Below are 20,086 nucleotides of genomic sequence, written 5' to 3'. Positions count from 1 at the left end.
GCCGGCCATCACACATTCCCCGAGAGGTCCACCGCCAGCCCGACGCGGCCGGCGAGGACGTTGAACAGCGGCTGCATCTTGGCGGCGGTCTGGTAGCCGCAGGCGGCGACGGCATGGATGCGCGCGCCAGGCATGAGGCGCTGCGAATTCACATCCGCGCCCTCCGCCGTCTTGCCGATGAAGGGGCTCGCCGCGTTGCTTTTGTTCCCCGCGCTGGGCGAGGTGTAGGGCGCCGTGAGCGATTGGAACGCGCCCGAGACCATGGAGGGCGTGGTCATGAACCACCCTTGATTCGCGGCAGCGTTGATGCCGATGCCGCAGACATTCCAGCCGGGCTGGAGAACGTCGGTCGAGTTCTGGTTAAACACCACGCCCGACCCGTTCCGCACAGCCATCCCCCAGCGGCCCGCGCCGGTGACGCGGATGTTGACGCCGATGCCGGTGGAGGTGTCGGCGCAGGTCGAGAGCAGATACTGGTTTGCCCCAGGCGGCGAGGAAGGCAGGAAGAACGCCGCAAAGAAGCAGAAGGCCGCGCCGCTCCGGTGCCAGGCATCGGCGAAGCTCACCGTCCCGGCCGGCGTGATGCTGTCCGTGCCGTCAAACAGGAAATAGGCCGGCTGGCCCGAGGCGGCAGCGACGAACCCCGAGTCTGTCTCATCCGCGCTGCCATTGATGCCGAGCTGCCAGGCCGTGGCATTGGGCGAGCGGTCGGTGATGCTCTGCCCGCTGCCCGAGTAGCAGGCGGCATCGCCCGCATCGAGGATCAAGGAGGGCGTCACGCCAAGATCGGCAAACACCCCATCCAGCGTGCCCGCGCCGCTGCCGATCTGCGCCTGCAGGCGCTGGTGGGCGAAATAGCGCGGCAGGGGAAGGCCGGTGTCCTCATCAAACCCGAAGGGCCGCACGGCGCGGATCTGCGAGCGCTGCCCCACCTGCGGGCCGAGATAGACGGGTGGGGGCGTGAAGGGCCAAGAGGTGCCGGTGTAGCTGCCGGTGACGAGGCCATTGCTGCACGCGATGTCCACCCGCTCGCCCTGCCCATTCGGCGCGGTGGCCAGTGTGAGTGTGAGCGTGCTGCCGCTGATGGCGACGTCGGTGACCGCGATCTCGCCCCCGCTGTCGCGGTAGCGGACGCCGCGCTGGCCGGGATCGGCGATCAGGCTGGTGTCGATCACCGCGTCTTCGCTGAGCGTGACCATGCGGGTCGTGCTGCCCAGGTTGCCGGTGCAGCGCAGCATGTGCGGGTGCAGCACCGGGCGCCCGGCGTGATAGGCCGCGAGCAGCGCCCCGGCCTTCTGCCCCATGCGGCGATGCCCGGCGGCGAGGTAATGCACGCGGGGCGTGGTGTCGCTCGCCTGGTCATATTGCGCGAAGGTCGCCATCCGCGCATCGAAGCGCCGCGCATGCAGCTCGGCCGCCAGCGTCGCCGGGGAAACCTGCTGCATCAGGGACGTGTCGGGGTTGTCGTTCCGGACGTTGGATGGCGGCGCGCCGTTGATGTTGTAGATCGGCGCACCGACCTGCGGGTGGACGATCAGGATATCCTGGCTCTGGCCGGTGATGGGCTTGAGCGCGTCGGTCAGCGTGCGCAGCGTGTTGAGCTGCGTCGTGCGCTGCGCCACCAGCGGCATGTCCTGCTCGGCCTCGCCCTGGTTGTAGAGCAGCCCGATCACCACCGGCACCAGCCCGTTGGCCAGCGCGTAATCCGTGGCGGCGGCGGTGAGGGTGCGCAGGTTCTGCCAGGGCTTGGGCGCCGGGTCGGTCGTGGTGGCGTTGGTGAAGCTCGGCACGTCCTGCGCGGGGCTCACCTGATAGACGCCCACATTGCCGTTTTCGTCCGGAACGGCCGTGATGATCGTGCCCGGCGCGATGGAGGCGTGGTTCAGGATCAATTCATTCGTCAGGCCGCCGCCCGTGGAGGCGGACACGCTGGTGACGATCATGGTGGTGCCGGAGATCGAGCCGCTGAACGTCGCGCGGCTGCCAGCGAAGCCCTGCACCAGGTCGTTGAAGGAGCAGCCTCCGAGGCCGGTGTTGAAGGTGATCACGCGGTCTTGCGGGCGCAGGGATGCCGCGAAGGCGCGCGCCGCCTCGCTGCCCCAGGTCTCGCGCTGGACGAAGCTGTTGGCGTCCTCCCGCGCGTCCACCACGCTGGCGTAGCGGTCGGGCTGGATGACGAGGCCCTTGCTGACGGCCGAGGGATTGGCCGGCAGCGGCACCGTGCCGCCGTTGAACATCAGCACCTGCCCGCCGCGCTGTGGCGTGCGGGTCAGTGGCCCGGCCGGGTCATTCGTGCCGGCGCTGTTCGACGTGGCGCCAACGCCATTTGACTGGCCGATGGCGGGCAGGATGTAGAGCCGCGCCGGGCCATCCCAGGCCAGCGGGTGAATCACCAGCGGCACGGTCTGGCCGCGCTGATCCGTGGCGGTGATGACATAAGGGCCGGAGGCCGTGGGCGTGCCGGAAATGGTGCCGCCGCTGATGGACAGGCCAGCCGGTGCATCCCCCGCGAAGGCGAGCGTGTAGGGGCCGATGCCGCCTGTGATGTTCGGCGTATGGGTGTAGGGCTGCCCCGGCGTCATCACCGGCCCGCAGGAGCGCAGGCGCATCGGGCCGGCATCGCCCCATGCCAAGGCTTGCAGGCCGTACATCAGTAGATCCGGCCGCCGAGGGTATAGACGGCGTTCGTCCCGGTCGTGTTGCTCATCACGATCAGCAGCGCCGTGGCGAATTGCCCATTGCTGCGCGTGGCCCCGCCCGGCGCCTGGAGCGTGGCGCCGCTGGCCGGGCTGAACAGGATCTCGCCCACACCGCCCTGGCGGAAGGTGAATTGCAGCCCGGCGGCGAGGTTGTTCGGCAGCGTGACGGCAAGCGTGGTGGCAGCGGTGCAGTCCAGCATCTTGCCGGCGTCGGCCGCGGCAAGCGTGAAGGCCGCGCTGCGTGCCACGGGCGGCAGGGTGGTGGCGGCGGCCTCGGCGCGGTCTGCTGCGGCCACCGCGACGGCCGCGGCAGCCGACCCGCCGGGGCCCTGCACCTTGAACGCCTGGCGCGCACTGGTGATCGTTACGTTAGGCATTGGCCACCCACTTCACCGCCGTGATTTCGCCATAGGGCGCGCTCAGCTTCAGCGCGCCATCCACCCGCTGGATGTTGAAGCGGATCGTGCTGCCATCCACAGGCAGCAGCGCACGCTGCGCGGCCGAGAGGTTCACCGTGACCAGCCCTTTCGTCTCGGCCACCGCCTGATTCCGCACCACGATCTCCGCATCCACGCCGCTCACCAGCAGCAGCGCGCCGCCCGCCCATTCGATGGAGAGGCGGAAGGTCATGCCGGTGAGGTCAAGCGGCGCGTCTGCGTCATCGGTGAAGGTGAAGTCGCTGGGGTCGGTGTCCTGCACCCAGATTTCCCAGCGGGCGAAGCCGGTGTCGGTCATGCGTCAGGGCTCCTCGGGCGGGAGGGATTCGATCTGCGCTTGCACCTGCTGGAGCAGCGCCAGCAGCTCGGTCCGCGTGGGCAACGCGGGCGGGGCCGGGGTGGCGGGCTCCCACGCCGTGCCCGTCCAGCGGCCACCGATCTGCGCCTCGGCCCCGGCCGCGCGCTTGGTCAGCCCCTCGGGCGGCTGCCAGGCGCCTTCGGCCACCACGATGTTGCGCACGACGCCTTCGGCATCGAGCAGGGCGAAGCGCGCCATCAGAGCACGCCCCAGATGTCCATGCGGCCATCGCCACCCGCGCCGCTGGTCGTTCCCGTGCGGGTGCCGCCACCGCCGCCGCCAGGCTGTGCGCCGGCCGTGCCGCTGGTGGTGTTGCCGCCCGCACCGCCAGCGCCGCCAAAGGTGCTTGCGCCGGCCGCGCGGATTTCTCCGGCGTTGCCCACGCCACCACCACCGCCGCCGCCGTAGATCGAGGCGAAGCCTGCGATGCCGCTGCTTGAACCGCCGCCGCCGTTCCAGAAGGAGGATGTGACGTTGGCAAGCACAAGCCCGCCATCCCCGCCGAGCGGAGCTAACGAAATGCCCCCGCCGCCGCCAGCCGCTGAGCAGATCGAGCCGAAAGAGGATGCGCCGCCCGCGTTGCCATCGCCCACCGAAGCCGTGACGCCAGCGCCGCCCGCACCGATAGTCACGGTCTCAGAGGCGCCCACGGAAGCAAATGGGATATGAAATTGCAGGCACGCACCGCCACCGCCGCCAGGAGCAAAGTCACTGGATTTGCGCCCCGAGCCCCCGGCGCCCCACAGCAGCCCCGCAAACTGCGTGTAGCCCGGCGGCCTGATGAAAGTGCCCGAGGCGTCATAGCGGCGACGGAAACCGCGCATGACCATCGAGACAAAGCCCGTCCCGGTGCAGATCACCAACCGCGCCTCGCCCGGGTACATGATGAAGTTGGTCAGGCCGTCGATCTGCTCGGACCCGTTCGGGTCCAACGTGATGTCACCCGAACCATTGTTGGCGATATAGCAATACCAGCCATTCGTGAGCGTCGCCGCCGCCGCAAAGGTCTGCGTGAAGCTGCTGGTGCAATGGAAAAAGCCGCCGCGCTGCGCCGTGCCGAGGGCGGTGTTGCTGCTGCGCGCCTCGCGGAGGATCGTCGGCAAGGCGGCGGGCTGACCGACCAGAAACACATTCCAGCTTGCGAAGGTGCCACTGCCTGCGGTTTGCGCTACGCTCACCGTCAGGGCGCCCGTGCCGCTGTTATAGGCGGTGACGCTGCCGTCCATGAAGTTGGTGGCGCTGCTGGCGATGCGCACCGGCATGCCAATCACGAAGTTCTTCGCCGTCTGAACCGTCAGCGCCTGGGAGCCCGTGCCGATGGTGAGAGATGTGGTGGAAGTCGCCTGCGTCGCGGCGCCGCCCAGCGCGTTGCCCGCCGCCAGGATGGCGGCCTGCGCCGCGCCATCCGTGACGGTAATGCTCTCACCCAACATGAGAAGTAGCCAACTGCGAAACCCGCCATCGCGCATGTCGCGCGGGCCAGTGCCATCGTCAGAATAGACAATGCCGCTGCCGCCCCAGACGGTAGGGAAGGAGACCTGCGTCATAAGATTTCCTCAATCTGAACGGGGAAACTCATCCGGTTGTAATGCGGGATCGTGAGCGGCGCGGGATCGACCAGCCGGCCCAGGAAGCAATCGCGCACCCAGTCCTGCACACGATCCGGGAAGGGGAACCACAGAACCGGCGTATCCACGCCGAGCTGGCGCACCATCTCCACCGGACCCGTCATCGCCTCGGCACGCGGCAGGTTCTGGATGTCGGCCTTGACCATGCGGGGCGCGTCGCGGCGGTCGAAGTATTTGCTGCCGCCCAGCGCCTCTACCATCAGCGAGCGCGTGCGGCGCCCCGTGCTGTAGCCGTAGGAGACGTTCAGGCTGGGCTGCCAGCCGCGCGCCACCTCCAGCAGCCCAAGCTCGACGAAGCCAGCCGTGTTGCTAGGATCGTCCAACTCCAGCAGGAAGGCGCGGGCCAGCACCTGCTCCGGCAGCCAGATCGGCCGCGTCCAGATGTAGCCCTCAAGCTCCTCGGCCGTGTAGGTGCCGGTCCACCACCGGTCATCCTCCCACTCGACGGTCGGCCAGGGGTAGAGGATGGGCCAGACATCCACCCATCCCGTGTCGTACAGCACCACCGTGCGCGCGGCGTCGGCATAGAGGCGCAGGCGATAGCGCGCCGTGACGGTCAAGTTGTGCCGCACCAAGGCAAAGAGGCGGATTTGCCGGTCCTTCGCCAGCGTGCCGACAATCTGCGTGTCAGCCGGCGCGAGCGATGCCGAACGCGCCACACGCGCCAGCGGCAGCGTGCCGAGATTGGCGACGGGATAATCCGCCTGCCACGCGCCACCGCTCCAGGCCACGCCATCCGTCCAGCGCGGCCACCCGAAGACTACGTTTTCCGGCATGGCTATCCCCAGAGATCGAGCGTGACGAAATCAGGGCGGTCCAGCCCATCCACGCCCATGGTCAGGCCGATCACCACCATCAGGCGCCCGGCCGCGTAGCCGTAGCGCGGTACCTGCACGCTCACGATGGAGCCCAGATCCACCGCCGCGAGCTGCGCCGAGGTCAACACCGTGCCGAGACGCAGACGGTCCCGCCGCACGCTGGTCATGGCCTGGCGGCGCGCCGCTTCGGCCTCGGCGTCGGCCTCGCTGATGAGCAGGCTGTCAAAGGTCAGGTCAGAGGCGCCGAGGTGCTTGACCTTCACCGCCTCATCCTTGGCGACGGCGCTGCGCCACTCCTCGGCCAGATAGGCGGCGCGCGCATCCGTGACGGCGCCCGTCAACTCGTTGCGGCGCTGCGGCGTCCAGTTGCGGGCGTAGCGCAGCGTGGTCTGCCAGGTCGGCACGCCCCGCCCCTGGTCGGCCAGCGGCACGCGCTCCAGGCGGATGATATCGGCCGTCGTGGCGTTCGCCACCTCGCCACGGCGCAGCATGCGGAACGTGACCACCGGCGCGCCGTCAGGACGCTCCAGCCGCCGCATGCGCAGCTTGCCCAGGCGGTCGAAGCCCACCCAGGCGCCGACGCTGTTGGCGATGGCCTCCATCGCGGCCAGCGTCGGGCCGTCGCCCGGCGTCCAGATGCCCACCTGCGCGGCATTGGCGGCATCCAGCGCCGCCACATCGGCCGCATCGATGTCATCCGTCAGCAGGCCGCCGGGGCCGGCGGCAAGGCGGGAGAGCACCTGCGCCGCCGTGCGGTCGGCCGCCAGCGCGCCCTCATCCACATCGGCCGTGATGGCAAAGGTGGGCGATGAGCCCAGCCGGAACAGGCCACCCCCAAGCCACGCGCGCATCTGCCCAGCAGCGGGCGCCGTGGCCTGCAACGCCGCCAGGTCCGCATAGGGCGCGCCCGTGGCAATGGCGGTGCCGCCTTCATAGGCCGTGATCGCGGCCACCGGACCATCACTCACCTGCCAGATCTGCGCGGGCACGTTCACCTGCTTGGGCGCCATGTTGATGACGCGGCCGAAGATGCGCGGCTTGGTCTGGCCCTTGATGGTATCGGCCGTACCCTCGACGCCCGTCGCGCCGCTGTTGGTGCCCAGGTACTTCGCCGAGACCATCGGCTTGTCGAGCGTCCAGAGACGATCTCGCAGGCGCAGCGTCACCTGCGCATCGGTGAAGCTGGCCTGCTCAACGGTGCCGGTGAGCAGGATCGCCATGTCGGCATAGGGCGTGCGCTCCTCCCCTACGCGCATGACGAGGCGGCGGTCATCGAAGCCATAATCCGCCAGCGCATCCAGCGCGCCATCGGGGTTGGCCAGATTCAGCGCGCCGATGCCCTGGGCGATGCGGCCCGAGGTGGTGCCGGGCGCGAAGGCGGTGCGGGACAGCACCGGCACGCCCATGATACGGCCATCGAAGAAGCCGGGCGCGCCCGTGCCAGCCCAGCCGGAGGAGGCGAAGCGCAGCGTGCGGACGGCCGAGATCGCGGGGTCATAGGCTTCGATCTCGGCCAGATAGACGAGCTTGCTCATGCCGCCGCCGCAAGCTGCGCCTTGCCTTCCATCGAGGCGAGAAGGCGCGTCATGCGAGCGAGGAGATCGGCCTGCTCCTCGCTGCTGTTCACCCGCACGCTGTTGCCGCTGCGCAGCTCGGCCAGCACGCCTTGCATGAGCGTGGTGAGCGCCTTGGTATCCGTAGCCGCGATTTCGCCCTGCGGGCGGGGCGCGCGCACATCCCACCAGGCGCGCACATTCGTGTCGAATTGCGGATTGGGGTTGTTGATGGGGTCGAGCTGATAGGCGCGCATCGCGGCACTCAGGCGCAGCGCCTCCTCCACCCGCGCCGCTTCCTGCAACTGATTGTCCAGCGCGCCATAGAACAGGCCGGCATATTCCGAAGTCGCGGAACCGAAGACGCCCTTCGCCTCGCCCAGATACTCATTCAGGCCAAGCTGCCCGCGTTCGTATTTCTGTTGCGCGAGTGCGAAGCGCTGCTGGCCCGTGAGCGGCGAATTGCTGCCGAGGAAGGCCGCGTCCACCTCTTCCCGAAGCGAGGCGATGCCCTCCCGCATGCGCTGGCGCAGCGCCATCTCGTTGTCATTCGCAGCGCGCAGGGCTTCTTCCTGCACGCGCAGCCGCTCGCGGCCCGCCTGCACGGTCGCTTCAAGGGCGAGCTGCCGCTCCGCCGCCGCCTGCCGCTCCTTCGCTGCCGCTTCATTGGCATACTGCGTCACGATGGCCAGGCGCTCGGTCGCCAGCGTGCTTTCGACGCGGGTGATGTAGCCGGCCACCTCCTCCGCCGTCAGGCCCAGAGCCTCAAGCTCGGCGCGGGCCTGCTTCATCTGAACTTCAGCCTGCACATCGAAAGCCAAGAGATCGGCGTTGCGATTATCCCCCACGGCGCGGGCCGTGCGGATATCGAGGTTGTTGCCGAAGTTGCGGACGGCGGTGGCGCGCTCATCACGCAGCTTCTGCAACTCGCGCTCGCGCGCCGCCGTCATCGCATCCACGCTCAGGCCCAGCTCGCGCGCCTTGTCGATGGCGGGCTGGAACTGCGCGGTGAGCTGGTCAATGCTCTGCTGGAAGGCGGAGACGGGCTCGGTCGCCTGCGTCAGGACCTTGTAGGTCTTCTCATACCATTCGAGGTTCTGGCTCAGCACCTCCACGGTGGGGCTGGCGGCGAGGATGCCGGCATAGTCGCCCGTGGCGGTGCCCTGGCGCTTGAACTCCTCGAGGATGAGGCGCGCGGCGGTCTCGGCCAGCTGCTTGGAGCCGGCTTCGTCATTGGCGAAGGCCTGGGTGTTGGCGCCGACCTGGAGGTAGAGCTGGCCGGGGCCCGAGCCGCGCGAGCTGGTGACGCCCACCGCCACATCGCCGCCGATGCGCGCGCCGCCGAGCTGATCGCCGATGCGGCGAGCCATGTCGGCGATGGACGCGACGGTGCTCGACGCGGCGTCGCGGTTGCCCTGGCTGAAGCGATCCCCGCCCAGGCCCTCATAGGTCTGGTTATCGGTGTTGAGGTTGATGCGGGAGAGCTGGCCGCGCCCGCTCTGCTGCTGGCCGGGCAGGGCCGCGCCCGCGATGGCCAGCAGGCCGGCCAGGACCCAGCCCGCCACGGGGATGGTGGCGCCGGCCAGCATGGCGACGCCCAGGCCCGCCGAGAGCGCGCCGCCGGCGGCGGAGGTGTAGCCGCCGATGCCGCCGCGCTGGAGGCCCTGATACACGCCATACGCGCCACCCGCGATGGAGGCGGCGCCGCCGATGGCACCGGCGGCGCTCAGTCCCGCCGAGCCATCGACGATGGGAATGCCGCCAGCGCCGATCATGCCGTTGGTGCTGAGCGAGGGTGCCACCACCTGCGTGTTCAGCAGGCCATCAAGGCCCGCGAAGCCGGTGTTCGCCAACCCATTGCCGGTGAAGGCGTTGCCCAGGTTGCCGAAGCCGCCCGCGCTGCGCAGCCCGAGAAGCTGCCCGGCCTGGTTCAGGCCGCCCTGCATGCCGCCGGCATCGGCCACGGCGCCCGCGCCGCCCATGGTGCCGGAGCCGCCAAAGAGGCTGGACAGGCCGCCGCCGCTGCCACCACTGACGACGCTGGAGATGATCGGCTGAAACACCTGGCGGGACAGCACGGAAGACACGCTGCTCAACAGGATGTTGCGGAAGGCATTGCCGAAGCGCTGCGCCGCGGTCTCGCCGTTCTTCGTGCCCTCGAAGATCCCGCGGGTGGTTTCCAGCGCCAGGCGGTCACCCCAGTTCTGGGAAAAGCGATCCGCCTCGGACTGCCGGCGCTCCGCCTCGCGCTCCGCCGTGCGCTCCGCCTCCGCCTCCGCACGGCGGCGCGCGGCAGGATCGAGCGCGGTGCCACGCAGCTGGGCCGATACCTCGCGCACGGTGCGGGCGTCGGCTTCGCTCACCAGCAGCAGGCCGGAGGAGGCCTCGCGCCGCAGCTCGACATAGGCCTCGGCGATGTCCCGCACAGCCGCCGCGGTGCCCCGCGCGCCATCACGGGCCGGGCGCAGCCCCTCATCCGCTTGACGGCCGCTGTCCACGGCGCGGGTCGCGAGTGCCAGGTACTCGGTCTGCGCCTCGCGCAGGCGCTCCTGGATCTCCGCCAGCGGCACCTGGGCCGCCTCCATCTCGCGCCGGGCGGCGGCGGCGAGGTCGCTCGCGCGTTTCAGGATCTGCTCTTCGCGCGTGCCGGCGTCACGCGCCGTCCGCCCCGCTTCCACGCCGCCGGAGCGCAGCGCGGCCAGCACCGCCTCGTTGCGGCGGATTTCGCCCGCGATGGCGCTCTCAGCGATGCCGATGCCGCCCTGGCGCAGCGCGTTGAGCTGGCGCCCGGCATTCATAATCTCGGTGGCGAGGCTGCCGAAGCGGGCGGCGTAGCGCGCCACCACCTCGTCCGAATTGCCCATGGCCTCGGCCGCGGCAACGGCCTGGACAGCAAGCTGGCGCTGCGCCTGGTCCAGCTGCGCGGCGGCCGGCAGAAGGTCCAGCGCCGCATCACGCATCTGCGTGAAGCTCTGCGCGCTGGAACCGCCAGCCTGGGCAAGCCGGTCCGCCTCCGCCGCCAGCGCGCGGATGTTCTGCTGCGTCTGGCCGGCCTCGGCGCCGATGCGCTCGAGCAAACCAGCCAACGGCACCAGCCGCTCATCCACGCGCGCGAGGCCGAGATCCTCGCCCAGGGCATTGGTGGCGTCGCGCGGGCGGAGCTGCTGCAGCACGCCGCTGGAGAGCGTGCCCTGCAAGGCCTCCCGCATGCGGCCGGCCTCAAGGTCCAGCGCCGCACCGCGCCGCTCGACCAGCAGCGTCTCGGCGCGCGCGGCGGCGAGGCCCATGCCGCGATACTCCTCGGCCAGCAGGGCCACCGCCTCGGCCTCAGATTGCAGGCCGCGCTGCCGGCGCTCGGCCGCGTCGTTCAGCCGGTCATAGCCTTCCTTCACCGCATCCGTGGCTTCGGCCAGGGTATCGGCCGCGGAACCGAGGCCCACCATCTGCGCGGCCAGCGTGCCGAAGACCAGCAGCGCGCCGGCGATGGCGCCACCCGTGCCAAAGGCGCCGAGCAGCTGCGCGCCCTGCACGCCGAAGGCCATCAGGGCATTCTGGCCCATCTGCACCTGAGTGACGAAGTCCTGCACCTGGAAGCCGGCCTGGCCCACCACGCCGCCAAAGCCACGCGCGGAGGATGCCGCCTGGTCATTGGCCGCGCTAAAGCGCTGGACTGCCGCCGCCTGCGTGCTGAGCGCGCCGTTCTGCGCGAGCATGGCGGCCGTCTCGGCCTGGATGCGGGCGATGGAGCGATCCCGCTGCGCGGTCGCCGCCTCGCGCAGCTGGGCGGCCCGCTGGGCGGTGGCGAGGCCCGCTTCCTCGGCGCGGTTGATGTTCGTCACCTGCAGCGCATACTTCTCGGCCGCCGCGGCAGCGGGGTCGAGCACCGCTTGCGTGCGGGCAAAGGCGCGCTGGAGCGCGGCGCTGGACTGTTCCGTCTTGCCCGCCGCGCCGGCGATCCCGTCGAAAGCCGTCTTGCCGGCCTGGCCGATGGCCTCCAGCCCCTCCTTCACGCCATTGGCCTGGAGGCGGATCGGGAGCGTGACGCCGGCGGTGTTGCTGCCGCTCATGCTGAACCACCTTCCAGGGCCTGGGTGACGTTGGTGCGGAGCTCGCCCATCGCCTGGGCACGCACCGCTGCGAAGTCGAGCAGCCGCGGCGCGCGGGTGGCGCGCAGCAGCAGGAACAACGGCGTGCCCCTCCCGCCCTCACCGGGGCGGAACAGCACGGCCAGCAGCGCGCCGGGGCGCGCCTTGGACGGGAAGAGCACGATCCGCGCGCGTGGCGCACCGCCCTTGCGGGGGCCGATGGCAGCGCCCTTCCGGGCTTGCGAGATGCTCACAATGTCGGCCCGCAGGGCTTCGGCCGCGTCATCCAGGCGGCTGGCCTTGCGCTTGCGCTCGCCCGGCACGGCGCCGCCCTTGCGGCTGACACTGGTATGGCCGAATCCCATCTTGATCGCGGCGTCGAGCGCGATCACCAGGAAGCGGGAGCGGCGCGGGACGATGGCCGCGCCTTCCATGAACGCCTCATGCAGGACGGGCGAGCGCGAGTAGATCAGCGCGGCGGGGCGCAGCGTGCGGCGGCGGCCCTGCGGATAGGTTTCCATCCGCCAGGCCTTCTCCAGGCCCGCCCCCAGGCCCGCCGCGCGCGTCTGCCCCCTGAGCTTGCCAGCGGCGGATTCAGAAGTGCGCCGCACCGCCCCCGCCAACCGGTCGGAGAGGCCATCCACCTGCCGCGCGATGGCGTCGCGCAGGTCGCCCTCGATGTTCATCGTGATCATGAAGGGGCTTTCGGCTAAGCTTCAGCGCCCTTGATGGAGAGCAGAATGAAGCCGCTGGCGATTACGTTGATGGGTCTGACCTGGGCGGGATCGGCCCTGGCCTACACACCGGCCGATTGCCGCGCGATAGACCGTGCCGTGCGATTGGTGATCGCGGCCGAAAGCGAGCGCGCAGCGCCACTGGAAGCCTTGAACAACATCGTCATGCCGCACGGACGCAGCCAACCGGATACGCCGCTGGGTCAAGCGCATACGGCGCTCATGGTCGAGATGTTCGACATGCTGCAGCGTCACGCGCGACTGCTGCGTGCGCTGGAAGATTACCAGCACCAGCTGCGACTGTGCGGACGGCAGCCCTAACCCCCCGGCCGCTCCTCCCGCATCTGCGCATCCACCCCGGCCAGGATGTTGAACGCATCCACCAGCCACGCCGCCTGATCCCCCACACCGCCGGCCGCCGGCCAGTTCACGATGCCCGCCTCCCCCCGGCAGGCGAACCAGAGCCGCACGAAGCTCATCCAGGCGGGCCCTATGCGCTTGCGCGGGTTTTCCTCGAACTCTTCCCCCGCGAGGAGCCAGCGCCCGCCGCCTTCCGGCTGGTCCCCGCCTTGGCAGGCGCCGGGGTCCCGGGTGAGGGCGAGGGCGATGCGGAGTTTCCCTCCGCACGCCGGCCCGGCTTCATCAGCGCATGCGCCTGCCAGCCGACGGCGGGCAACTCCTCCAGCGCCGCCAGCGCCTCCATGCAGGCGGGCGAGGCCACGCCATCCACCGCCTCGAAGGGCGGCAGGCCTGGGCCTTCCCAGCCGCGCAGCGCGTGCATCGCCGCCACCCAGGGCAGCTTCGCCAGGCGCTTCTGGCGCGCCACCAGCAGCTCGACATAGACCGGCGCCTTGATCAGCTGCAGCTCGATCTGCCCGAAGCGGGAGAGGGCCTGCGCATCGGCCGGCGCCTCCTCCCGCGCGGCGACGATCTGCATCAGCTCCTCCGCGTTCGCGGGCGCGGCGTCGAGGATCGCGGCGCGGGCGGCCACCATGAGCTGCGCGTCGCTCGGGTAGAGGCCCGCGATGCGCGTGACATCGGCCTCATAATCGATCCGCTGGAAGTAGCTCAGCGGCGCCAGCAGATAGGTGCGCGGGCTGCCATGCGGCGTGAAGCGCTCGATCGCGCGCGCCGAAGTGATGGGCTTGTCCATCAGGGCGCGTCCACCGGCTTCGGCGGCAGGCTCGGCTTGGCCGGGGCGGGCTCGGCCACCTCCACCATCACCTCGCCTTCCGGTTCGGCCAGCAGGGCGATGTAGCCGCCCTCCTCGCTGCGCAGGTACCGCTCGGGCGGGATCACGCCCTTGTCGTCATGCAGCGCCACCAGGTGGCCGGGCAGCGCCAGGCGCAGGCGCGCGCGGTCAATCCAGGGGGCGGGGGTCTTCGTGGCCATCGGGGCCTCCTTCAGAAGCTGGCGAGGAAGAAGGGCGCGTCGGCCAGGTTGGCCTCGGCGGTGATCTGGTTGATCGAAAGGCCCTGCCGGTCCCCCGGGTCACCCATGGTCTGCCGGATGGCAGGCTGGCTCACGATGAACCGGTTGCCGGCCACGCTGCCCAGCCGAGCGAAGAGCGAGCGGCTGTTGCCGGCCCGGAAGGCCGCGATGTTCGCCGCCTGCGTCGTCGTGTCCCGCTGCGGGTCGAAGGTGGTCTGCACCGCGCGGCCAAGAATCTGGCCGGGGTCAAAGCCATCGGCCGATTCCGGGTTGGGCGGCAGGATGATGTTGTTCCGCAGATCAAAGCTCATCTGGCTGACGCGCATAACCTCGCGCCCAAAGCGCGCATTGCCATTCACCCAGATGGGCAGGGACTGCGCGGAGCCGGCGGTGAGCGCCGTGGGCAGCGCGGCCGGCGCCGGGTTCCCCAGCATCTTGCCGCGATAGGTGAAGGTCAGCATGCCGCTCTGGCCCGCGGTGAGACCGAGGCGCACGCTGCCCTGGAGGCCGGTGAACTTCGACACCAGCCCGTCCTCATAGACGTAGAGCGTGCCCCACTTGATCTTCGTCTCATCCGTGATGGCGCGATACAGCACATGCGGCGGGATCTGCACCGTGGTGCTGGTGCTGAGCGCGGCGCCGAAGGTCACGCCGAAATCGGCCACCTTGCCGGCGGTGTAGTCCAGGATGGGCAGGATGGCGCCGCCCACCGGGTTCACGGCGAGGATGGCGGGCATGCCGCGATACATCTGCGCCGTGGTGCCGAAGCCGGTGCCCAGCGTGCCCGTCGTCACCGTGCCGGCGGTAAGCGCCGCGGCGGCCACGCCGGTGGCGTCCACCACCTCTTCCACCGCGCAGGAGGGCATCATCTTGCCCCAGGCGGGCGGGGTGGCCGCCGCGCCGCTGCCGCGGATCGGGACGTTGATCGTGATGTTGGCCTCGAAGGCACCAGGCATGCCGGGCGCCATGTCGAGCGAGCCGGTGAAGCTCGGGTCCTCGACCATCCGCGGGTTGTAGGTGTAGCTGCCCTCACCCAGGACGAAATCGGCCAGCACGGGGCTGTCGGCGATTGCGTCCACGCCGGGCGTGGCTTCCTGCTTGAAGGCAAACGCCGAAAAACGCTTGCGGATGGTGGCACCAGCCATGGGGACCTCCGGTCAGTCGCTGTAGGGGTGGCCCGAGGCGGTGACGCACCGCACCCGGAAGGGTTGAACGAATTCACCGCGCGGCTTGGCGGATTCCTCGGCGTCGAAGAGCTGCACGCCATCGCCGCCGATGGCGATCACGTCGAACACCACGCCGGCCGCGTAGCCGTTCAGCGCGGCCATCACCTGGGCGCGGAGCGTGTTGGTGGCGATGCGCGTGGCGGTGTCGGTGCTGCCGACGCAGTGGCCGGCGATGGTGATTTCGATGTCGTGGTACTCGGCGCCCGGGTCCTGCGTGAGGTCCGGCGCCGGCGTGTCGCCCTGCGTCACGACCAGGCGGGGGCATTCGCCATCCGCCACCGGGGCGCGGCGGTCGAGCTCCACCGGGGTGCCGGTGACCACGGCGCGCAGCTGCGCCGCCACGGCATCCATTGCGGCATCCCAGACGGTGGTGGGCATCAGGAGGCGGCCTGGCTCAGCGTCAGGTCATGCATGGCGCGCATCGGATCGGTCTCCACCTGCTCGACCTTGAAGAGGTTGTCCGGCCGCGCGAGGGACGGGATGCGCAGCTGGTCCCCGCGCGCGGGGGCGGCGACGGCGGAGGCCGGCACCGAGGCCATGCGGCGCTTCGCGAGCGCCAGGCTGCCGGCGTGCTCCACCGGCTCGGAATAGACCACGCGGCAGGCGATGCTGGGGCCGGAGGCGGGCAGATAGACCGCGTCCAGCCCCATGTTCGGGTCCGCCACCAGGGCGGCGGCGGCCCTGGTAAAGGCGTCGCTCATTCGGCGCCGTCGGCGTTCTGGCCCTCTTCGGCCTCACCACCCTCGCCCTGCCCCTCGGAGGCACTTGCCTCCTCGGTGGCCTGGGGCTCGTTCAGCAGCTCGGCGTCACCAGCCTTGAGCATGGGCGCCGCCTCAGCCTCCGGCAGGTCCAGGATGGTGCCGGCGGGGACGATGCCGCCGCCCGGCGTCGCCGCCTGCTTCAAGGTGCGGATGTGCATGGATCAGCTCCCCGAGGGCGTGCCGCGGTCGAGCTTGACGCGCACCGTGGCGTCACCCGCCAGCGCCGCCGCCCAGGCCATGCCGACATGGAAGTTCGACGTCGCCGTGGTGGTGATGCGCCGGTTGGCGTTGTCCCAGAAGACGCGCACGCCCTGGGAAATGGCCAGCGCCGGCTCCTTGGTGATGTCATAGACGCCGGTCGTGTCCAGCACGACGGAAGCGCCGTTGGCCGCGTCATTCTGCGCGACGCCGAAGACCGCCTGCACCAGGGCGCCCTGGCCGGAGGTGAGCGCGTAGGGGGCCGCAACGGCGATCTTGTCGCCGGGGCCGACATAGTTCTTTGCCATGGATGGAAGCTCCTGCGCGCCTGGCGCGCCTCATGAGGGAAAGGATGCCGGGCCGGCCCATGCCGGCCCGGCGGGCGGCATCAGGTGCCGGAGGCTCGGGCCATGCCGCGCCAGTCGGTCGCCTTCGCGCCGAAGTTGTGCGTGCACTTCACGATGGTGCCGTCCGTGTCCTCATCCACGTAGGTGGTAACTTCCGGCGTCTCCATGCCCTCGAGGTAGGCATACTCGACGGTATCCACCTCGGCGTTGTTGGCCACCAGGTACCACTGCGTGGCCGAGGAGAGGCGCGGCTCCACGATCGGCGTCAGCGACGTATTCGGGTTCGGGTTCGTATTGCCCGGCGAAGAGGCCACGAACTGCGCGGAAGTGAACTGGAGGGCCAGCATCTCCAGAGTGGCCGGAACCAGCAGGAACTGCGGGGTCAGGTCGATGATGTCGCCATTCGGCGCCGTCTGCGTGCGCATGACGCGGCGGCCGACGCCCAGGCCCTGGACGCTGATCACACCATCGCCGGCGCCGAAGCCCGCGACGCCATTGCCGAAGATGTTCGCATGGCCCGCCGCGAAGAGGGCCACGCTGTCCGACATGTTCGGGTTGCTGTTCAGGATGCCATAGACGGTCTCGCTCTCCATCCGGGCGGCGGCCGTGCCGAAGAGCTGCGGCACGCGGGAGAAGCCCGAGAGGTCATCATTCACGATGGCCTCGAAGGAGATCGAGACGCGCCGGCCAGCGCGGAAGAGCTGGTAGGCCTCGGCTGATTCGCCCACGGTGCCGAAGGTGATCTCGCCCGCCTCCTGCCCCACGGCCGCGATCTGCTGGAGCGCCGGCGCGCCCGAGAGGTTGATCACGCGGAAGGACTTGAAGTCCGGCAGGGTGCGCTGCCGCGCCCAGGCGGTGAAGCTGCGCCGCGCGGAGCCATAGCCATCGCCCAGCGCCTTGCTGGCGGTGTTGGCCAGCAGGTTCGGGAAATCGCTGGTGGTGTGCAGGCCGACGCCGGAGCGCATCAGCATGCCGCGATGGTTCATCGCGAGCTTCGCCACCTCCACCTTCGTCAGGCCGCGCGTCTGGCCGCCCGCCAGGTGGATGGATTCCCGCGCCAGGTCGATCAGCGACATGCCGCGGAACTCGCGCGCCTCGGCCGGCAGCTCGCGCGTGACACCCGCGCGATGCTCGATCGCGATCTGCAGGGCGCTGCGCTTCGTGTCGCCCTCATCGCGCGTGATCGTGATGGCGGCCGAGTTGACCGTGCCGCCGGCCGCGCGGCGCTCGGCCATGATCTCGATCAGGCGCTGCTGCGCGGCCTCGAGCGTGGCACCGCTCTCGATCAGCGCGGCGGCCTCGCTCTCCAGGCCCAGGTGGCGCGCGGCGGTGTTGATGGAGCGGATGCGGGCCGTCTCGGCCTCGCGCGCCTCGGTGGCGGCGGCCGCACGGGCCGCGTCCAGCGCGGCGGCGTCGTTGGTCTCGGCGGGCGGCTGGCCCGTCGTGCTGTTGGGTACGGCCATGCGGGCCTCCTGCTGAGCCGGAGCTTCCGGCGGGGTGGTGGTGGAAACCGCACGGGGTGCGGGGGTGGACGGGCGCGCGCGGGTGCCCGCGCCCGGATCGGCCGGAACCGGCACGAAGCTGATCTCGCCGGGCGTCCAGCGCGCGGCGGTGCGGATCTCGACCTGCTGGGAGGTGCCGGGCGTCACCACCCATTCGTCCACCCAGTAACCGGCCGAGATGTTGCGGATGATGCCCGCCTGGATGTCGCGGACGATGCCCTGCACATCCTCCCGCTCGGAGAAGCGGAGCACGGCGCGGCCTTCTCCGCCTTCGATCCAGGCGCGCTCGACCACGCCGATCTGGTCGCTCAGCTCCCAGCTCGAATGCGTGTCCAGCACCGGCGCGCCGGCATTGAGGCGGGAGAGGTCCACCGCCTCTTCGCTCACGGTCAGGCGCTCGATGTAGTGGCGGCCCTCCCACCAGTCGTAGCGGCGGACATCGGCGCCGGTGGTCCACGTCACCTCGACGGTGCGGGCCTCGGCGTCATAGGTCCCGGGGCGGAAGCTGGCCTCGCGGCGCAGCGGCTCACCCGCGCGCCCCTCGCGGGGCGTCGTCATGCGATCGGCCATGCGGCCCTCCTTGTCAGGTCAGTTGCCGGGCGTGGGCTCGGCATTCGCCGCACCGCTGAGGGCGGTGCGCGCGGGATCGGTGTCGAGCACCAGGCCGGCGGCGTCGGCCGCCGCCTTGTACTCGGCCTGTTCGGCCAGGGTGCGGCGCCAGTCGTAGCCGCGGCTGCCGATGGCCTCGGGCGAGCTGGTGAGGCCGGCGCGGATGGCGCGGATCTCGGCCGTCACGTCTTTTACCGGGTCCACCCAGTGGCGCTTCGGGAAGCCCCACTCGCACGCCATGCCGGGCACGCCGGAGGTGGCCTGCACGCGGCGCCAGGCGCGCTTCAGCAGCATCGGCTCGACCATCAGCCACTGCCACGCGTCGAGCAGGTTCCAGAACTCGAGCTTGCCCGCCCGCATCGAGGAGTAGTTCGCGTTGCTGAGGTCGCCCGTCAGCTCGGCATAGGGCAGGCCGAGGCCGGCGCAGATCGCGTAGAGCTCCCACCGCAGATAGGCATCAAGGCCCTGGTCCGCCGGCGGCGAGCTGAACGTCACCGATTCGCCGGGCAGCAGGCGTTTGATGGTGCCGGGCGCGATCTTCTCGATGCCGCGCTGTTCGCCCGTGGCGCTGGTCTCGGTCCGGACCGCGCCGAGGCCGCTGGTGGCCGGCGTGCCTTGCGTCGTGACGAAGGCGGCGAGGGCCGCGGTGATCTTCTTCCGCCAGCGCTCGGCCTCGATGTAGTCCGACATGTCCCGCAGGCCGAGCATGCTCGCCGCCATCCAGGGGATGCCGCGCAGCTGGCCGGGCCGCACCTTGTGGAAGATGTGATCCACGAATTCGGCCGGCACCCGCACGCGCTCGCTCAGGCGGTTGAGCATCGGGTACATGTCGCCCGGGTGCTCGCGGAACAGGTGGTACGCGACGCGCTCGCCGCGCGCACTCAGCTCGATGCCGCCGATGATCCGGCCCGAGCCGTTGCGGGAGACCTCGTTGAAGCGCTCGTCCAGATAGTCGGGCTCCAGCACGCGCGTGGCCCAGCCGCCGGCGCGGCGCCGATCCACATCCCAGAGCACCAGCGCCTCGCCGCTTTCGACCACGGTGCGGATGGCGAGCGCTTGCTGGGCCTCATGGCCCAGGTCACTCTCCGCATCGCACTCCTCCGCGAAGCCGCGCCAGGCGGAGAGGGCGCGGTTGCGCGTGCGCTCGGCGCCATCCACCGTCCGGGGGACGACGCCCGTGCCCACGATGTGCGCCGGCAGCTTCAGCAGCGCCGTCTTCGCCCAGGGGTTGTTCCGGCCCAGATCGCGCGAGCGATCACGCAGGGTGCGCAGGGCCGGTGCATCCTCGGTGCGCGCCGAGGTGGAGGGCGCCCGCCAGCTTTTTGTCGCGCGCGAGGGCTTCGCCGCGTCATAGGCGCGCAGGAACGCCTCGGCCTGCACATGGGCGCCGATGCGGCGCAGCGCCCAGCCGGGCGCCAGCGGCATCAGCGCGCGCTCGAGGAGGAAGCGGGCCATCAGTCCCGCGTCCACTCGGCATACGTCACGCCGCCGCGCATCAGCGTCGGGTCCTGCGCCACGGTCGCCACCTCGGCCGCCATCGAGGCGCGGAGGCTGCGCAGATCGTTCAGGCTGGTCTCCGCGTACTTCACCAGCCGCCCATCGGAGAATCGCACCTCGGCCGTGCGCTGGCCGGAGGCGAGCGCCACGATGGCGCGATCCACCGCGTTCAGGTCATCGGTCGTGAAGGCCATCTGTGCTTC

The 20,086-nt window shown here is 70.5% G+C and carries 21 protein-coding genes; 1 reads left to right on the top strand and 20 read right to left on the bottom strand.

Going from position 1 to position 20,086, the window contains the following annotated elements:
* Positions 1 to 8: 8 nt before the first annotated feature.
* Genes KTR66_RS04735 through KTR66_RS04695 form a run of 9 tightly spaced genes read right to left on the bottom strand, consistent with a single transcriptional unit; the run spans position 9 to position 12,273 of the window.
* Positions 9 to 2,651, bottom strand: a complete 2,643-nt coding sequence (locus tag KTR66_RS04735; RefSeq protein ID WP_213610987.1) for a hypothetical protein — start codon at positions 2,649 to 2,651, stop codon at positions 9 to 11.
* Positions 2,651 to 3,076 (bottom strand): hypothetical protein, encoded by a 426-nt coding sequence (locus KTR66_RS04730; protein WP_213610985.1) that lies wholly within the window; start codon positions 3,074 to 3,076, stop codon positions 2,651 to 2,653. The genes KTR66_RS04735 and KTR66_RS04730 overlap by 1 nt, the downstream gene beginning before the upstream one ends.
* Complete coding sequence (locus tag KTR66_RS04725; RefSeq protein ID WP_213610983.1) at positions 3,069 to 3,434, bottom strand: hypothetical protein; 366 nt, start codon at positions 3,432 to 3,434, stop codon at positions 3,069 to 3,071. Before KTR66_RS04725 ends, KTR66_RS04730 begins: the two co-directional genes overlap by 8 nt.
* A gap of 3 nt (positions 3,435 to 3,437) precedes the next feature.
* Positions 3,438 to 3,692 carry a hypothetical protein gene (locus KTR66_RS04720; protein WP_213610964.1) on the bottom strand — a complete coding sequence of 85 codons (255 nt, stop codon included), beginning with the start codon at positions 3,690 to 3,692 and terminating at the stop codon, positions 3,438 to 3,440.
* Positions 3,692 to 5,041, bottom strand: a complete 1,350-nt coding sequence (locus tag KTR66_RS04715) for a glycine-rich domain-containing protein (RefSeq protein WP_213610962.1) — start codon at positions 5,039 to 5,041, stop codon at positions 3,692 to 3,694. The genes KTR66_RS04720 and KTR66_RS04715 overlap by 1 nt, the downstream gene beginning before the upstream one ends.
* The gene (locus KTR66_RS04710) at positions 5,038 to 5,898 is read right to left on the bottom strand and encodes a hypothetical protein (RefSeq protein ID WP_213610960.1); all 861 of its coding nucleotides are present in this window, start codon (positions 5,896 to 5,898) and stop codon (positions 5,038 to 5,040) included. The genes KTR66_RS04715 and KTR66_RS04710 overlap by 4 nt, the downstream gene beginning before the upstream one ends.
* A gap of 2 nt (positions 5,899 to 5,900) precedes the next feature.
* On the bottom strand, positions 5,901 to 7,475 hold the full coding sequence (locus KTR66_RS04705; RefSeq protein ID WP_213610958.1) for a hypothetical protein: 1,575 nt from the start codon (positions 7,473 to 7,475) through the stop codon (positions 5,901 to 5,903).
* Entirely contained in the window at positions 7,472 to 11,560 is a 4,089-nt protein-coding gene (locus KTR66_RS04700; protein WP_213610956.1) for a hypothetical protein, read from the bottom strand. The genes KTR66_RS04705 and KTR66_RS04700 overlap by 4 nt, the downstream gene beginning before the upstream one ends.
* Positions 11,557 to 12,273, bottom strand: a complete 717-nt coding sequence (locus KTR66_RS04695) for a DUF6441 family protein (protein WP_213610954.1) — start codon at positions 12,271 to 12,273, stop codon at positions 11,557 to 11,559. Before KTR66_RS04695 ends, KTR66_RS04700 begins: the two co-directional genes overlap by 4 nt.
* A 45-nt stretch (positions 12,274 to 12,318) precedes the next feature.
* On the opposite strand from KTR66_RS04695, the gene KTR66_RS04690 reads away from it, so the two are divergent.
* On the top strand, positions 12,319 to 12,633 hold the full coding sequence (locus tag KTR66_RS04690; protein ID WP_213610952.1) for a hypothetical protein: 315 nt from the start codon (positions 12,319 to 12,321) through the stop codon (positions 12,631 to 12,633).
* Here the strand turns inward: KTR66_RS04690 and KTR66_RS04685 are convergent.
* From KTR66_RS04685 to KTR66_RS04635, 11 genes are all read right to left on the bottom strand, one after another.
* Positions 12,630 to 12,791 carry a hypothetical protein gene (locus tag KTR66_RS04685; protein WP_213610950.1) on the bottom strand — a complete coding sequence of 54 codons (162 nt, stop codon included), beginning with the start codon at positions 12,789 to 12,791 and terminating at the stop codon, positions 12,630 to 12,632. The genes KTR66_RS04690 and KTR66_RS04685 overlap by 4 nt on opposite strands.
* A gap of 11 nt (positions 12,792 to 12,802) precedes the next feature.
* Positions 12,803 to 13,465, bottom strand: coding sequence for a hypothetical protein (locus KTR66_RS04680; protein WP_213610948.1), 663 nt, complete (start codon positions 13,463 to 13,465; stop codon positions 12,803 to 12,805).
* Entirely contained in the window at positions 13,465 to 13,704 is a 240-nt protein-coding gene (locus KTR66_RS04675; RefSeq protein WP_213610946.1) for a hypothetical protein, read from the bottom strand. Before KTR66_RS04675 ends, KTR66_RS04680 begins: the two co-directional genes overlap by 1 nt.
* A gap of 11 nt (positions 13,705 to 13,715) precedes the next feature.
* The gene (locus KTR66_RS04670) at positions 13,716 to 14,888 is read right to left on the bottom strand and encodes a hypothetical protein (protein WP_213610944.1); all 1,173 of its coding nucleotides are present in this window, start codon (positions 14,886 to 14,888) and stop codon (positions 13,716 to 13,718) included.
* A 12-nt stretch (positions 14,889 to 14,900) separates the two neighbouring features.
* Entirely contained in the window at positions 14,901 to 15,347 is a 447-nt protein-coding gene (locus KTR66_RS04665) for a hypothetical protein (protein ID WP_213610942.1), read from the bottom strand.
* Positions 15,347 to 15,670, bottom strand: a complete 324-nt coding sequence (locus tag KTR66_RS04660) for a hypothetical protein (protein WP_213610940.1) — start codon at positions 15,668 to 15,670, stop codon at positions 15,347 to 15,349. Before KTR66_RS04660 ends, KTR66_RS04665 begins: the two co-directional genes overlap by 1 nt.
* Entirely contained in the window at positions 15,667 to 15,888 is a 222-nt protein-coding gene (locus KTR66_RS04655) for a hypothetical protein (protein ID WP_213610938.1), read from the bottom strand. Before KTR66_RS04655 ends, KTR66_RS04660 begins: the two co-directional genes overlap by 4 nt.
* 3 nt (positions 15,889 to 15,891) lie before the next feature.
* Positions 15,892 to 16,236 (bottom strand): DUF2190 family protein, encoded by a 345-nt coding sequence (locus tag KTR66_RS04650; RefSeq protein WP_213610937.1) that lies wholly within the window; start codon positions 16,234 to 16,236, stop codon positions 15,892 to 15,894.
* 80 nt (positions 16,237 to 16,316) lie between these two features.
* The gene (locus KTR66_RS04645; protein ID WP_213610934.1) at positions 16,317 to 18,347 is read right to left on the bottom strand and encodes a prohead protease/major capsid protein fusion protein; all 2,031 of its coding nucleotides are present in this window, start codon (positions 18,345 to 18,347) and stop codon (positions 16,317 to 16,319) included.
* 18 nt (positions 18,348 to 18,365) lie between these two features.
* Positions 18,366 to 19,841, bottom strand: coding sequence for a phage portal protein (locus tag KTR66_RS04640; protein ID WP_213610932.1), 1,476 nt, complete (start codon positions 19,839 to 19,841; stop codon positions 18,366 to 18,368).
* Positions 19,841 to 20,077, bottom strand: coding sequence for a gpW family head-tail joining protein (locus tag KTR66_RS04635; RefSeq protein ID WP_213610930.1), 237 nt, complete (start codon positions 20,075 to 20,077; stop codon positions 19,841 to 19,843). The genes KTR66_RS04640 and KTR66_RS04635 overlap by 1 nt, the downstream gene beginning before the upstream one ends.
* Positions 20,078 to 20,086 lie beyond the last annotated feature (9 nt).

This window comes from Roseococcus sp. SDR, from assembly GCF_019083995.1.
Classification (GTDB): Bacteria; Pseudomonadota; Alphaproteobacteria; order Acetobacterales; family Acetobacteraceae; genus Roseococcus.
This window is presented reverse-complemented; position numbering and strand designations above follow the sequence as displayed.